General features: G+C 66.5%; 12 protein-coding genes. 5 read left to right on the forward strand and 7 right to left on the reverse strand.

Annotation, left to right across the window (positions count from 1 at the left end):
- The first annotated feature begins 17 nt into the window (after nt 1–17).
- The 3 genes from CAL13_RS02565 to CAL13_RS02575 all read left to right on the forward strand — a co-directional run bounded on the left by CAL13_RS02565 (nt 18) and on the right by CAL13_RS02575 (nt 2,106).
- Complete coding sequence (locus tag CAL13_RS02565; protein ID WP_086055994.1) at nt 18–638, forward strand: 50S ribosomal protein L25/general stress protein Ctc; 621 nt, start codon at nt 18–20, stop codon at nt 636–638.
- A 101-nt stretch (nt 639–739) separates the two neighbouring features.
- Nucleotides 740–1,336 carry an aminoacyl-tRNA hydrolase gene (gene pth / locus CAL13_RS02570; RefSeq protein ID WP_086055995.1) on the forward strand — a complete coding sequence of 199 codons (597 nt, stop codon included), beginning with the start codon at nt 740–742 and terminating at the stop codon, nt 1,334–1,336.
- A gap of 2 nt (nt 1,337–1,338) precedes the next feature.
- Nucleotides 1,339–2,106 (forward strand): CPBP family glutamic-type intramembrane protease, encoded by a 768-nt coding sequence (locus tag CAL13_RS02575; protein ID WP_086071417.1) that lies wholly within the window; start codon nt 1,339–1,341, stop codon nt 2,104–2,106.
- Nucleotides 2,107–2,242: 136 nt separating this feature from the next.
- On the opposite strand, the gene CAL13_RS02580 is transcribed toward CAL13_RS02575, so the two are convergent.
- Nucleotides 2,243–3,112, reverse strand: coding sequence for a GIY-YIG nuclease family protein (locus CAL13_RS02580; protein ID WP_086071418.1), 870 nt, complete (start codon nt 3,110–3,112; stop codon nt 2,243–2,245).
- Between the two features lie 434 nt (nt 3,113–3,546).
- Between CAL13_RS02580 and ychF the strand changes: the two genes are divergently transcribed.
- A complete protein-coding gene (gene ychF, locus CAL13_RS02585) occupies nt 3,547–4,638 on the forward strand; it encodes a redox-regulated ATPase YchF (protein ID WP_086055998.1) in 1,092 nt (363 codons plus the stop codon).
- A gap of 84 nt (nt 4,639–4,722) precedes the next feature.
- Here ychF and CAL13_RS02590 read toward each other — a convergent pair whose 3' ends face one another.
- The 6 genes from CAL13_RS02590 to CAL13_RS02615 form a co-directional block, all read right to left on the reverse strand.
- Nucleotides 4,723–5,913: an MFS transporter gene (locus CAL13_RS02590; protein WP_086071419.1), complete on the reverse strand. Its 1,191-nt coding sequence runs from the start codon at nt 5,911–5,913 to the stop codon at nt 4,723–4,725.
- A gap of 132 nt (nt 5,914–6,045) precedes the next feature.
- Nucleotides 6,046–7,653 carry an efflux transporter outer membrane subunit gene (locus CAL13_RS02595; protein WP_232467748.1) on the reverse strand — a complete coding sequence of 536 codons (1,608 nt, stop codon included), beginning with the start codon at nt 7,651–7,653 and terminating at the stop codon, nt 6,046–6,048.
- Nucleotides 7,654–7,663: 10 nt separating this feature from the next.
- On the reverse strand, nt 7,664–8,782 hold the full coding sequence (locus CAL13_RS02600; RefSeq protein WP_086071420.1) for an ABC transporter permease: 1,119 nt from the start codon (nt 8,780–8,782) through the stop codon (nt 7,664–7,666).
- A gap of 54 nt (nt 8,783–8,836) precedes the next feature.
- A complete protein-coding gene (locus CAL13_RS02605) occupies nt 8,837–9,982 on the reverse strand; it encodes an ABC transporter permease (protein ID WP_086071421.1) in 1,146 nt (381 codons plus the stop codon).
- On the reverse strand, nt 9,979–11,913 hold the full coding sequence (locus tag CAL13_RS02610; RefSeq protein WP_086071422.1) for an ATP-binding cassette domain-containing protein: 1,935 nt from the start codon (nt 11,911–11,913) through the stop codon (nt 9,979–9,981). The genes CAL13_RS02605 and CAL13_RS02610 overlap by 4 nt, the downstream gene beginning before the upstream one ends.
- Complete coding sequence (locus CAL13_RS02615) at nt 11,913–12,923, reverse strand: HlyD family efflux transporter periplasmic adaptor subunit (RefSeq protein WP_086073481.1); 1,011 nt, start codon at nt 12,921–12,923, stop codon at nt 11,913–11,915. The genes CAL13_RS02610 and CAL13_RS02615 overlap by 1 nt, the downstream gene beginning before the upstream one ends.
- 131 nt (nt 12,924–13,054) lie before the next feature.
- Between CAL13_RS02615 and CAL13_RS02620 the strand changes: the two genes are divergently transcribed.
- Nucleotides 13,055–13,834, forward strand: coding sequence for a TetR/AcrR family transcriptional regulator (locus CAL13_RS02620; RefSeq protein ID WP_232467749.1), 780 nt, complete (start codon nt 13,055–13,057; stop codon nt 13,832–13,834).
- The last annotated feature ends 48 nt before the right edge of the window (nt 13,835–13,882 follow it).

The following is a 13,882-nucleotide window of genomic DNA, read 5'->3' on the forward strand; positions in this document are numbered from 1 at the left end:
TCTGTCTGGAGTCATCCATGAAATTCAACGCCACTGCGCGTAGCGTTCAGGGTTCGAGTGCGAGCCGCCGCCTGCGCCGCGCGGGCCGGGTCCCCGCCATTGTGTACGGCGCGGGCAGCGAGCCCCTGAACATCGAACTCGACCACAACGAGATCTACCACGCCCTGCGCAAGGAAGAGTTCCACTCCTCCATCCTCGACATGCAGATCGAGGGCGGCAAGAGCGAACAGGTGCTGCTGCGCGCCGTTCAATGGCACGCCTACAAGCCGCAAGTCCTGCACGTCGACTTCCAGCGTGTGGACAGCAGCAAGATCCTGCACACCAAAGTGCCGCTGCACTTCATCAATGCCGAGATCTCGCCGGCCGTCAAGTTGAGCAGCGCCATCATCACCCACGTGATGAACGAACTGGAAGTCGCCTGCCTGCCGGGCGATCTGCCGCAGTTCATCGAAGTGGACCTGAGCAAGCTGATCGGCGGCGCTTCGGTGCACCTGTCCGACATTCAGCTGCCCAAGGGCGTGACGTACCTGGCCCATGGTGGCGATGCCAACCCGGTGCTGGCGTCCGCGCTGGTCAAGGGCGGCGCCGCGGAAGCCGGGGAAGGCGGCGAAGCGGGCGAGGGCGCTCCGGCGGCCTGATCGTCCTGATCCCGTGGCGGCGGGCCTGTCTGGCCGCCGCCTATCCTGCGAACCCTGCGTGTGGAATACCATACGCAGGGTTTTTCACATCTACGCCAGTCATGTCCGTACCGATACGCCTGATCGTCGGCCTGGGGAATCCCGGGCCGGAATACGAAACCACCCGCCACAACGCGGGCTTCTGGTTGGCCGATCACGTCGCCGACGATATGCGCGCCAGCTTCGCGATGGAAAAGGGCTTTTCCGGCTTCGTCGCCAAGGCGCGGCATGCGGGCGACAACGTGGTGTTGCTGAAACCGACCACGTATATGAACCGCTCCGGCCAGTCCGTGGGCGCGCTGGCGCGTTTCTACAAATTCACGCCGGAGCAGATCCTGGTTCTGCACGATGAACTGGACCTGATGCCGGGCCAGGTCAAGCTGAAACAAGGCGGCGGCCATGCGGGTCACAATGGCCTGCGTGATATCCAGGCTGCCTTGGGCAGCCCGGCATTCTGGCGGCTGCGGATCGGCATCGGCCATCCCAGGACGCTCGGCCTGGCGCAGCAGGTGGCCGACTTCGTGCTGCATGCGCCCCGGCGCGACGAGATGACCGGCATCGAGGCCGTGATCCATCGCTGCCGCGCCGTCATGCCGCTGCTGCTCGATGGCGAATTCACGCGGGCCACGCAGCAATTGCATCGAGAAAACGAGGGCTGACGATGCCGCCGAACCGACGGGGCGCCCTGCCGCGATTGCGCGCCGATATCGCCGACTTCTGGCGCTTCGTGCGCCGCCCCACGCTGCGCCGCTTGCCCCCGCGGCGGCAGGGCGCGAGCCTGGGCACGGATTGGAAGCCCCCCGTGCCCGCGCGCCGGCTGCTCGCCTGGGTCGCCTTGCTGTGGGGTATCAACCTGTTCGCCTTGGGGCCGCTGGCGGTGGCGGTCGCGGCGTTGGGCGGCGCCCATCACAAGCTGGAAATGGGCGCCATTCCCTGGTTCACCGCCATCGTATGGGCGCCGGTCGTGGAAGAGATGCTCTTTCGCTACGGTCTGCGCCGGCCGGCGCAGGCGTTGTGGGCGGTTCCTCTGATGATCTGGCCATTGCTGCACGGACCAGGGCCGCTTACCGCCACGGTGGTTGTCGGGGTGCTGGCCCTGGTGCTGGTTGCCCAGCGGCGAAGCATGGTGTCGCGCCGGCAATGGCACTGGGCTTGGCGCCGGCGCTATGTGCGGCATTTTCCCTGGGTGCTGCATGGAGCGGCGCTGGTGTTCGCCGGCATGCACCTGGGCAACTTCTACCTGAACCACACGCCGTTGTGGCTGATGCCGGTACTCGTCCTGCCGCAATGGCTGACCGGCCTGGTGCTCAGCTGGATGCGCACCCGGCGCGGGATCGGCGCCTCGATGGCCATGCACGCCATGTTCAACGCGGGGCCGGTGCTGGTCGTGCTCGCGTTGCTCAAGTGGGCGCCGCAGCTGGTGACGTAGGACAGGCCGCCGCGGCGCGTGGCTGATCCAGCTCCCCGGCGGCACCTCTTGCGGGCCGGGAACGCTTTTCCTTTTTGAAAGCCGAGCCGGCATCGGCGAGATTCTTGTCGCGTCGTCCGCGGTCGGTAAGCACAAGTCAACTCGACTCCAGGCTCGGACCGCGCTTCAAGGTGCCTAATGTGACTCCATCCTTGTTCTTCCATTCGGTCCAGCCGTTAGCGGCTGAGCCACAGACCACGGCTGCCGCAGCGCTAGGAGATTCGAAAAGAACGTTCTCTTTGAAGACTAGAAAGCCGTCATCAATTGCCGCTTTCCCTTGGTCGATGAGACTTTGTCTGAGGTTGAAATAATGATGCGATGTGAAGGAGGCAGTCGGCGTGCCTTTCCCTTTGGCGCCTTTGAGCACAACAAATCCTTCGGACGTATATTCGCCCAAGGCTGCGTTGCCTGCGCGCGGACAGAAGAACAGCTCTTGGTGCTCCGATTCCTGCGAAACCAACGGTTCAAAAATGCGATGGCCTAATGCGGCCGTCAGGATCCGCGTGGTTTCTAACATTTCTAGACATTCCGCCTCTAGTGGAGGCGGCGTATATGGTTTGCTGCCATCATTCCCGTTGATAGTGGCACACCTGCCTACATTCTTTGCTTCCTGGATGCACAACCATTCCAGAAAAAGGGCATGCGTTTGCGTTAGATTGTTCGTCTTGGAGATGAAGATCAACGCTCGTTGCCAGAAATCCAGCTTAGCGTTGTGCTGATCCAGCCGTTTCCCAATTTCACCGGACTGCCCGATATATATCGATAATCCGCCTTCTTCGCTGGCTCCCATCAACACATACACCCCAACGCGCTCGCTTTCTTTGGAAACCCGAAAGTCCTGAAGCAGTGTTCGGGGCACCTCTATTGCCTGGATAATGCGCGTCGTCAATTCAGCAATGCGAATCCCCGTTGGATCACCGCCAGGGAGGAAAATCTGGATGGTTTTGGCCAGGTCTTTCTTGTACATAGTCGTTTCGCTACGGGCTGTCTCGGTTACGACAGTTTAGGGCGAATCCTATGCCGCACGGCTGCGATGCGCAGCGGCCATGGTTTTTGTATGAAGCTGACTCGGCTTCTACATGGCAAAGGCAATAACGCTATGGGTCCAAGTGGTGACGTTGGCGATCATCCCAGGGGGCGGGACGGCATGGGATGCCTACTAAAAACGTCCGGCACTTCGCCCGCCGAAATCGACTTCCTTCCCGGCGCGTCCTTTGTGGTCCTTGCACCGGGCGTTTGGCGGCTACAATCGCTTTATGTGGAAAATAGGGCACATCAGGGCGGAACGGCGTCCAGTCGCAGCAGATCGCATGTCTAGACGATCGCTACGATGGCACGGTTTGCCGCGTTCTATGGCGGCTCCGCCGTGCTGCTCAATGTGCTGACTCATCAAGGATTTTCATGGCTCTGCAATGCGGCATCGTCGGCCTGCCCAACGTTGGCAAATCGACGCTTTTCAACGCCCTGACGAAGGCCGGTATCCCGGCGGAAAACTATCCCTTCTGCACGATCGAGCCCAATGTGGGGGTCGTGGAAGTGCCCGATCCGCGCCTGCAGAAGCTGGCCGAAATCGTTTCGCCCGAGCGCATCGTGCCGGCGACCGTGGAGTTCGTGGACATTGCCGGTCTGGTGGCGGGCGCCAGCCAGGGCGAGGGCCTGGGCAATCAGTTTCTGTCGCACATCCGCGAAACCGACGCCATCGTGAACGTGGTCCGCTGCTTCGAGAACCCGAATGTGGTGCATGTGGCCGGCAAGGTGGATCCCATTGCCGACATCGAAGTGATCGAGACCGAACTGGCGCTGGCCGACCTGCAGACCGCTGAAAAGGCGATGCATCGCCATACCAAGACTGCACGTTCCGGCGACAAGGAGGCCCAGCGTCTGGTCGCGGCCTTGGAAAAGTGCGTGGCGCAATTGAACGAAGCCAAACCCATCCGGACGCTGGACCTGACGGACGAAGAGCGCGCGCTGATCGCGCCCCTGTGCTTCATCACCTCCAAGCCGGCCATGTATGTCGGCAACGTCAACGACGACGGCTTCACCGACAATCCGCTGCTGGATCGCCTGACGGAATTCGCCAAATCGCGCAACGCGCCGGTCGTGGCGATCTGCGCGGCCATCGAATCGGAGATCGTCGATCTGCCGGAAGAAGACCGCGCCGCCTTCCTGGCCGACATGGGCATGGAAGAGCCGGGCCTGAACCGGCTGATCCGCGCGGCGTTCAAACTGCTGGGCCTGCAGACCTACTTCACCGCGGGCGTGAAGGAAGTGCGCGCCTGGACGGTGCGTATCGGCGCCACTGCGCCGCAGGCGGCGGGCGTCATCCATACCGATTTCGAGCGCGGCTTCATTCGCGCGCAGACCATTTCATACGACGACTTCATCGCCTACAAGGGCGAGCAGGGCGCGAAGGAAGCGGGCAAGATGCGGGCGGAAGGCAAGGACTATGTCGTCCAGGACGGGGATGTGATGAACTTCCTGTTCAACGTGTGATGAAGGGAGCCCCCTGGGCCGCCCGGCTCTGACATAAACCCGCCTGCTGGCGGGTTTATCGTTCCGGCAGCCTTGCGCCTACGCCTACACCTGCACCGCCCGGCCTCGCACCGAAGACCGCCGTCCTGCCGCCAGCGCCACCATCGCGATGACGATGGGCGGGAAGGCGATCCAGCAGACGACGTCCCAGCCGTAATTCGTCAGCACGCCGCCGGACGAGAACGAGCCCAGGACCATGGTGCCGAAGACCAGGAAATCGTTGAACGCCTGCACCTTGTTCTTCTCTTCGGGCCGATGGCATTCCAGCACCAGCGCCGATGCGCCGACGAAGCCGAAGTTCCAGCCCAGTCCGAGCAGCGTCAGCGATGCCCAGAAGTGATGGACGGTAAGTCCGCTCAGTCCGGCAGCGGCGGCGGCCGCGGTCAGCAGCAGGCCGGCCATCACGACGCGGGAAGCGCCGAAGCGCGAAATCAGGCGTCCGGTGAAGAAGCTGGGGCCGTACATGGCGATGACGTGCCATTGCAGTCCCAGGTTGGACGCTTCCTGCGGCAGGCCGCATAGCCGCATCGCCAGGGGCGCGGAGGTCATCAGGAAGTTCATCAGGGTGTAGCTGATGACGCCGCAGATGGCGGCGACGATGAAGGCGGGCTGGCGGATGATTTCGGACAGCGGGCGGCCGGCGGCGTTTTCCGCGGCGGTCGGCACGGGAAGCTTGACGCCCATCAGGATGCCGGCGCTGAGCAACGCCACGGCGGCCTGCGCGAAGTAGGTGACGGCGAACATGTGGGGCGGCCACAGATTCATGGTGTAGGTGACCAGCTGCGGTCCCAGCACCCCGGCCAGGATGCCGGCCGCCATGACGGTGGATAGCGCCCGGGCGCGATTCGCCGGCGGCACGCCGTCGGCGGCGGCGAAGCGGAAGGTCAGCACCACGGCGGCGTAGGCGCCGCCGAACAGCATGGCGGCGTTGAAGAGCCAGAAGTTTCCGGCCAGGATGGCCAGCGCCGATAGCAGGCCGACCAGCACGCCGCACGCGGTGCCGAGCAGGAAGGCGGCCCGCCTGCCGTAGCGTTGGGCGATGGCGCCGGCGGGCAGGGTGGACAGCGCCATGCCGACGACGAAGATCGAGATCGGCATGGTGGCGAGCGATTTGTCCGGCGCCAGCGTGTCGCCGATGATGGCCGCCGTGGCGTAGACGACGGTGGTGTTCGCGCCGGCGAGCGCTTGCGCGGCGGCCAATCGCGCCACGTTGCCTTGAAGAATTGCGGTGCCCAAAGCGTTGTCCCTGTTTTCACGCCGGGCGGCGCCCGGGCGTGGGTGCGGTGCGGTGTCGGCCGCCTGGCCTGCCGCCGGCGCGCGCCGCTCCTCCGTTCTTTCCCAAGCGGGACGATAGCTTATTTCTAAAAATTATTTGCTTATGACCATTTCGGCGGCGGGGGGAAGCCGATTGTCCTGGGCCTGCTCCGAGGCGGGCGGCTGCAGCGCCTGCGGGTCGCCGCCTCCCACGGCTTTGTAGACGGCGATCAGGCGCTGAAATACGCGGTGGTTGCTGTCCGCCAGGTCCCGGCGCGCCTGCAGCCATGTGCGTTCGGCGTCCAGCTGCACCAGGAAGTCGGTCAGGCCGCCGGCATAGCGCGCCTTCGCCAGCTCGTAGGCCTGACCGCTGGCCCGGGCTTTGGTGCGCAGTTCGCTGTTGCGGGTTCGCTCCGCGGCGTAGCCGGTGAGCGCGTCGTCGACCTCCTGCCAGGCCTTGAGCACGGTCTGCTGGTAGGCGACCGCAGCCTCCTGCTGCTGCAGCGAGCGCAGTTCGATGACGGCGCGCCTGCGTCCCTGGTCGAACAGCGGCAGGGACAGCGACGGGCCGATGCTCCACGTCCGCGTGCCCCATTCGCCGAAGCGGGAGCCCTTGAAGGATTCGTAGCCGAAGCTGGCGCCCAGCGTGATGCGCGGATAGAGGTCCGCCACGGCGACGCCGATGTCCGCGGTGGCGGCATGCAGCCGCGCTTCGGCGGCGCGGATGTCGGGACGGCGGCGGGCCGCTTCAGACGGCAGCCCCAGCGCCAGATCGGGCAGATGGGCGGGCAAGGCTTCCAGCGATGAATCGGCGCGCGCGGCAAGCAGGCTGTCCAAGTCTCCGGGCCGGGCATCGACGAGCAGGCCGATCTGATTCATCAACGCCGCCTCGCTGGCTTGCAGAGCGGGCGCACGGGCCTGCAGGTCCGCCAGCAGCGATTGCTGGCGGGCCACGTCAAGATCGTCGATGAGGCCGCCGCGCGCCCTGGCGCGCAGCAAGTCGAGGCCGTCACGCGCGGCCGCGATGTCCTGGCGGGTCAGCGCGCGCTGCTGCTGCGTCAGCCGCAATTCGAAATAGTCGCGCGCCAGTTCGCTCGCCACGGCCAGCCGCGTCTGGTCGAACAGTGCTCCCGCGTCGTCGACACTGGCGTCGGCGGACTCGATGGACCGGCGCACGCGGCCCCACAGGTCCGGCTCCCAGGAGGCGTCGAATCCGCCCTGGTACAGGTTGAAGGGTTCGCTGAGTACGGAGATCAGCGCTTCGCGGTTGGCGGGCGCGACGGCATCGGCCAGGCGCGTGCCGGCCGCATATTCGCTTTGCCGTTGGCGGTTGATGGCGCCCGTGGCGTCCAGCGTGGGGCCGCGCTGGGCGGCCACCGTCATGCGCTGCATCCGGGCTTGTGCGAAGCGCAGGGCGGCGGTGCGCAGGTCCGGGCTGCCCTGTGCCGCGCGGTCCTGCAGGTCGTTCAGGACGGGGTCGTCGAACGAGGTCCACCAGCGATCGGACAGCGGGCGGCTCGCCGTGGCGCCAACTGCGCCGGCGCGTCCGCCATCGCCGCTGCGCCATTCCTCCCATCCGGATGGCGCCGCGGTGGCGGGCGGCTGGTAGTCCGGTCCGACGGCGGCGCAGCCGGCCAGCACCGCGACGAGCAGCGGCAGCGCAAAGCCTGCCGCGCGACGGTGACGCCGGGATGCGAAGAAGGAAGCGGTAGTGATCGGCACGTCGGAATCCTCACGCGAGACGATGACGAAACAGCCAGGCCGCGAGCGGCAGGGTGATGGCGGCGATGCACGCGAAGGGCACCAGGTCGCTCCAGATGTCGGCAAGGCCGGCGCCTTCCAGATAGACGCTGCGCACCAGGTCCACGGCGAAGCGCAATGGGTTGGCATACGTGGCAAGCTGGAACGCGAAGGGCATGTTCCGCACGGGCGTTGCCAATCCGGACAGCAGCACCAGCGGCATGAGCAGCACGAAGGTGTAAAGCATGGCTTGCTGCATCGTCGCCGACAGGGCCGAGATGGAAAGCCCAAGTCCCACGATCGCGATGGTGAAGAGCAGCAGGCCGGCGAACAGCACCAGGACGCCGCCCATCATGGGGATCCGGAACCAGAACAGCGCGACGATCAGGATCAGGCCGGATTGCAGCAGGCCGATGACGATGGATGGCAAGGCTTTGCCGAGCAGGATCGCGCCGGGCCGGTAGGGCGTTACCAGCAGTTGGTCGAAAGTGCCTTGTTCGCGCTCGCGCGCGACGGACAGCGCAGCCAGTGTCATGGTTTGGATCATGCTCAGCGTGGCGATGAGCCCCGGCATGATGCTCCAGCGCGTTTCCAGGTTGGGGTTGTACCAGGCGCGCATTTCCACGGCGACCGGCGGCGGCGTGGCGCCGGGGAGCGTGGCGTTATAGGCGCCGACAATGTCGCGGATCTGGCCGGCCGCGGTGCCGGCCGTGGTGGAGTTGCGGCCGTCCAGAATCAATTGCAGCGGCGCGGCCTGGCCGGCGGACAGGGCGCGTTCGAAGTCGCCGTCGAAATGCAGCACCAGCAAGGCTTCGCCGGCATCGATCACGCGCGGAATCTCATCCACGCCGCGCAGCGTGGCGACCCGTTCGAATACCCCGGTGCCGTCCAGGCGCGCGAGCAGTTGTGTCGATGCCGCGCCGCCGCTCTGGTCCAGCACCGCGTACGGGACGTGCGTCAGGTCGTACGTGGCCGCATAGCCGAACAGCAGGCTTTGCAGGATTGCCGGCACGATAAGGATGACGCGGCTGGCCGGGTCCTTCAGAACGGCCAGGAATTCCTTCAGGCATAGATTTCCCAGCGGCCGCAGGAGGGCGGCTATGCGATCCATCGGGTGTCGTAAGGGCATGGCGGGTTCTCCGTGGCGCGTCCGGATCGGGCGGCGTCAGTCCAGCGTCTTGCGCGTCAGGCGGCCGACGGCAAGCAGCAGCGCCACGGCATAGCCGGCCAGGATGGCGCAGTCCTTCGCGATCAGGGGCCAGTAGTCCCCTGCCAGGAATACCGTCCGGACCAGCTCCATGAAATAGGTCGCGGGCAAGGCATGGCCGATGATGCTTACGATGGCGGGCACGTTGCGCAGGTCGAAGACGAAGCCCGACAGCATCATCGCGGGCATGAAGCTGGCCAGAATGGCAATCTGGCTCGCCAGGAACTGGTTGCGGGTGACGGCCGATATCAGCAGGCCGATGCCCAGGGCCACGAGCATGTAAAGCATGGCGCCGGCCAGCAGCGCGGCGAAAGAGCCTTGCAGGGGGACGTCAAACAGCAGCAGCGCTGCCGCCAGGCAAAGCGCCAGGCCCAGCAGCCCCACGCAGAAGTAAGGAATGATCTTGGCGAGCAGGATTTCGGCGGGCCGCACGGGCGTGACGAACAGCGCCTCCAGCGTGCCGCGCTCCCATTCGCGGGCCATGACGAGCGCGGTCAGGAAGGTGCCGATCAGCGTCATGATCAGGACAATCAACCCAGGCACCAGATACCACGTGCTGTCGTTTGCCGCGTTGAACCAGAGCCGGTCGACGACGATCACGCCGGCCGGTGCGGTGGACGCCGCGCGCTCGGCCTGCTTCTGCAGCCAGAGATTGACGGCGGCTTGCACGTATCCCCCCACGGCCAAGGCCCGCGTCGGGTCGCTGCCCTGCACGAGCGTCTGCACGCGCGCGTCCCCCGACTGCAGGCGGCGCGGAAAATCGGCGGGAATGCGCAGCACGGCGTCGGCTTCGTGCGCGTTCATCCGGCGGCGGGCCTCGGCGAACGAAGCCACCGGCTCGCAGGTCAGGTAGGGGGAGAGCGACAGGCTTGCGAGAAGATCATGCGCCTGTGGCGTCGGATCGTCCATTACGACCAGCACGCGCGCGTTCTTGACGTCGAGCGAGAGCCCGTAGCCGAAGATCAGGATCAGCGCGATCGGCAGCGCCAGGCCGATCAGCATATTGGCGCGGTCGCGCAAAAGCTGGCGCACCTCCTTGCGCGTCAGGGACACCAGCCGGCGCCAGAAATCCGCTGCGGGACGACCGCGATGCGTGGCGTTCATGGGGACGTCTCCGCGGCCGGCCGCATCGCGCCCGCCTGTCCGGATGGCGCCGCGTTGCCCGCCTGGCCGTTCATGCGGCTGCGTCCGTGTTCGACGATGCCGATGAAGGCCTCTTCCATCGTCATGCGGCGCTCGGGCGTGGCGCCGGCCTGCGCGCGCACCGCCGCGGGAGTTCCCAGCGCCAGCAGCTGGCCCGCATCCTGGATGACGATGCGGTCGCAGTACTCGGCTTCCTCCATGAAATGCGTGGTGATCACGATGGTGGTGCCCGTATCGGCCAGCGCGGTGATGCGGCGCCAGAAGGCCCGCCGCGCCAGGGGATCCGCCCCGCTGGTCGGCTCGTCCAGGAACAGGATCTCGGGCTCGTGCAGCAGCCCCACCGCCATGGCAAGCCGTTGCTTGATGCCGCCGGCCAGGCGTCCGGCGGCCTGGTCCAGTTGGCCGCGCAGCGCGAACTGCTCGGTGACCGCGTCGATACGCGTGCGCAGGCGCGCGCCGTACAGCCCGTAGGCGCCGCCGAAGAAACGCAGGTTTTCCAGCGCGGTCAGGTCGCCGTACAGGGCGAAGGCCTGCGAGACATAGCCGATGCGCGCGCGCGCCTGCGCCCGCGCGGTGCGCAGATCCATGCCGGCAACGCGGGCGCTGCCTCCGCTGGCGGGCAGCAGACCGCACAGCATGCGGAAAGTGGTCGTCTTGCCCGCGCCATTGGGCCCCAGCAGGCCGAAGATTTCGCCGCGGGACACGCTGAAAGTGGTGCGGTCCACCGCGGTGAAGTCGCCGAACTTGCGCACCAGATCCTTGACTTCAATGACGGGCGATGCGGGATCCTGGCCGCCGTTGCGGCCGGCGGTAGAAGCCGAAGCCAGCGCCGCGTTCGCGGTCTGCGTGGCGGACGCATGCCGCATGGCACTGTCATCCAGTGCATCTGCCGCCATTTCCCGATCTTCGTGGCCGTGAGGCGACGCCTCGTGCCCGCGCTGTGCATCCGCAGCCCGCATGCGCAGCAGCATCATGAAACCATCTTCCAGCCGCGCCGGCGACGGCTCCGCGTTGGCGGCATCCTCGCCCAACGCCGCGATATCGGCGCCGGGACGCAGAATGAAACGCACGTCGCCGCCCCGCGGCACGGCATCGACGACGAGGTCCGCGCGGTCCAACAGGCGTGCCTGACGGCGGCGCGGCGCCTCATCGGGCGCGGGCGCGACGACATAGCAGAGCCCCTGGGCATGCGCCGAGATCTCGGCCGGCGTGCCTTGCGCGAGCAGTCTGCCTTCATGCAGTACGTGCACCTGCGCGCAACGCTCCGCTTCATCCAGGTAGGCGGTCGCCACAAGCACGGTCAGGGTCTCGTCCCGCACCATGCGGTCGATGATCTCCCACAATTCCCGGCGCGAAAGCGGGTCCACGCCCACCGTCGGCTCGTCCAGCAGCAGCAGATCGGGCGATCGCACCAGCGTGCAGGCCAGTCCCAGCTTCTGTTTCATCCCGCCGGAAAGCTTGCCGGCCAGGCGCCCGGTGAAGCGGGTCAGGTCGGTCATCTCCAGCAAGCGCGCATACCGTTCGCGGCGCCCGTCCATCGGCACGCCATGCAGGTCGGCGTACAGGTCCAGGTTTTCGTGCACGCTCAGGTCGGCGTACAGACCGAAGCGCTGCGGCATGTAACTGATGCGGTTTTGCACGGCCTGGGGGTCGCGGCCGGCGTCATGGCCCAGCACCTGTAGATCCCCTTCGTCGGCCCGCATGAGTCCCGCGATCAGGCGAAGAAACGTCGTCTTGCCCGCGCCGTCCGGCCCCACCAGCGCCGTGACGGTTCCGCGTCCCGCCTGCAGCGTGACGCCGCGCAGGGCCTGCACGATCCGCTTGGGCGCCTTGACTTGAAAGCGCTTGCCGACGTCGCGCGCCATGACGGCCACGCCGCTGTCCCGGTCCATCACGCGGGGGCGCGCCCGGATGGCGGCAGCTCGATGCGCACCGTGGCCGGCATGCCAAGGCGCAGCCGGTCCTGCGGATCGTCGACCAGCACGCGGATCTCATAGACGAGGCTTGTGCGCAGCGTCTCCGTCTGCACGCTCTTGGGCGTGAATTCCGCAACGGACGAGATATAGCCAACCTTGCCATCGATCGGCTCGTCAGGATGGCTGTCGGTGTAGACGCGCGCGGCCATGCCCATGCGGATGCGGCCCAGGTCGGGCTCGTCGATATAGGCGCGGACCCACTTGGGATCGCGGATCGCCAGCGTGTACACCGGCCGCTGGGGCGACGCCATGTCGCCCGGTTCCAGCAGCCTGGCCCGCACGACCGCGTCGCGCGGCGCCCTGAGTTCGGCCAGATCCAGCCGGTGCTGCAGCAGCGCCGCCTGCGAACGCGCCGCTTCGAGCGCAGCCGCGGCTTCGGCAATGTCCTCCTTCCTTGGCCCCACGCGCGCCAGACGCAGTTCCTGTTGACGGCTTTCCAGTTGCGCCTGGGCGACCCGCAAACGCGCGGCCGCGCTGTCCAGATCTTCCTGGCTGACGGCGCGTCCCGCCGTGCCGCCCGCAACCGCGCGCAGGCGCTTCAATTGCCGGGCAGCCAGGTCGGCGTCCGCCTGGGCCGCGGCCACCTGCGCCTGCGCCTGCTGGATTTCCTCGGGCCGCGTGCCGTTGCGCAGGCGCAGCAGCGACTGCTCGCGCATGTCGACATCGGCCCGGGCTTGCGCCAGTTGCAGCGCCAGCGTCCGGGTGTCGAGCCGCGCCAGCACCTGGCCGGCGCGCACGGCGTCGCCTTCTTCGACACGCATTTCGGCGATGCGGTCGCTGCCGTCGAAGGCCAGGGAGATCTGACGGATGTCCACGTTGCCGTATAGCGTCAACCGGTTCGGGTCCGTGCTGGGACGATGCAGTATCCAGCCCGTCAAAGCGATGGCGGCCACAACCACGGCCACGACAAGGATTTTCTTCTTCATGGTGGAAGGCGGAAAAAGCCGCTCCAGCGCCATCTTGGCGGCGGATGGGGCCGTTGAAACGGGAACCGCATGCAAAGGCGGTTTTACTATAAATCAAATTTGAATTTGAATTAAACTGAGCGGGTTTTCACATGTTTCATCGCGGACACGGCCGCGTGGCGCACGCTTGCAGGCGCCGGCTGGGCCGCGTTGCCGCCGCCGCCATGCCGCCCCGGACGCCCGCCCATGCCTCGATACCCCTACGCGCCCGCGCGGACGGCGAAGCCACGCGCGCCAGCATCATCGAGGCCGCCGGCCAGTTGTTCGCCGAGCGCGGCTATGCCGATACCACCAGCAAAGCCATCTGCGAACGCGCGCGCACCAACATCGCGGCCGTGAACTATCACTTCGGCAGCCGCGACGACCTGTACCTGGCGTTGCTGCGCGAAGTCCACACGCATGTGATGGGCATGCCCTTCCTGCGCGAAATCGCAGCCAGCCGGCGTCCGGCGGAAGAAAAACTGCGGCTGTTCCTGCAGGGGCTGGTCGAGGCGATCGTGGACAGCGGCAGCTGGCACACCCGCTTGTGGGCGCGCGAGATCCTGTCGCCTTCGCCGCTGCTGTCGCGGGTCATGCGGGAGGAGGCGCTGCCGAAATTCCAGGTGCTGAGCGGCATCGTCTCGCAAATCACCGGCCTGGCGCCCGGCACGCCCGCGCTGACCTGTTGCTCGCTCAGCGTGCTCGCGCCCTGTCTGGTGCTGCTTGTGCTGGACCGGCGGATCGAATCGCCCGTGCAGGCGCTTTTTCAGCAGCCCGCCGCCGAGCTGGCGGCGCAGATGCACGCGCTGGCCCTGCATGGATTGAAGGCAGTCGCGCGTCCGCGCCGTCAGGGCGGCGCACGGCCAGCACGGTCTGCGCACGCGCAGCGTTAGCATCGCACCCCCTTTGTTACCATTGCGGTTTAGGCGCTGGCGCGCCCG

This window comes from Bordetella genomosp. 9 (assembly GCF_002119725.1).
In the GTDB taxonomy this organism is placed as follows: Bacteria; Pseudomonadota; Gammaproteobacteria; order Burkholderiales; family Burkholderiaceae_B; genus Bordetella_C.

Excerpts from the sequence above, each read along its gene's own strand:
- CAL13_RS02610 (WP_086071422.1), bottom strand. The coding sequence starts at position 11,913 with ATGGACCGGGACAGCGGCGTGGCCGTCATGGCGCGCGACGTCGGCAAG.
- CAL13_RS02600 (WP_086071420.1), bottom strand. The coding sequence starts at position 8,782 with ATGGATCGCATAGCCGCCCTCCTGCGGCCGCTGGGAAATCTATGCCTG.
- CAL13_RS02575 (WP_086071417.1), top strand. The coding sequence starts at position 1,339 with ATGCCGCCGAACCGACGGGGCGCCCTGCCGCGATTGCGCGCCGATATC.
- CAL13_RS02620 (WP_232467749.1), top strand. The coding sequence starts at position 13,055 with ATGTTTCATCGCGGACACGGCCGCGTGGCGCACGCTTGCAGGCGCCGG.
- CAL13_RS02615 (WP_086073481.1), bottom strand. The coding sequence starts at position 12,923 with ATGAAGAAGAAAATCCTTGTCGTGGCCGTGGTTGTGGCCGCCATCGCT.
- ychF (WP_086055998.1), top strand. The coding sequence starts at position 3,547 with ATGGCTCTGCAATGCGGCATCGTCGGCCTGCCCAACGTTGGCAAATCG.
- CAL13_RS02580 (WP_086071418.1), bottom strand. The coding sequence starts at position 3,112 with ATGTACAAGAAAGACCTGGCCAAAACCATCCAGATTTTCCTCCCTGGC.
- pth (WP_086055995.1), top strand. The coding sequence starts at position 740 with ATGTCCGTACCGATACGCCTGATCGTCGGCCTGGGGAATCCCGGGCCG.
- CAL13_RS02565 (WP_086055994.1), top strand. The coding sequence starts at position 18 with ATGAAATTCAACGCCACTGCGCGTAGCGTTCAGGGTTCGAGTGCGAGC.
- CAL13_RS02605 (WP_086071421.1), bottom strand. The coding sequence starts at position 9,982 with ATGAACGCCACGCATCGCGGTCGTCCCGCAGCGGATTTCTGGCGCCGG.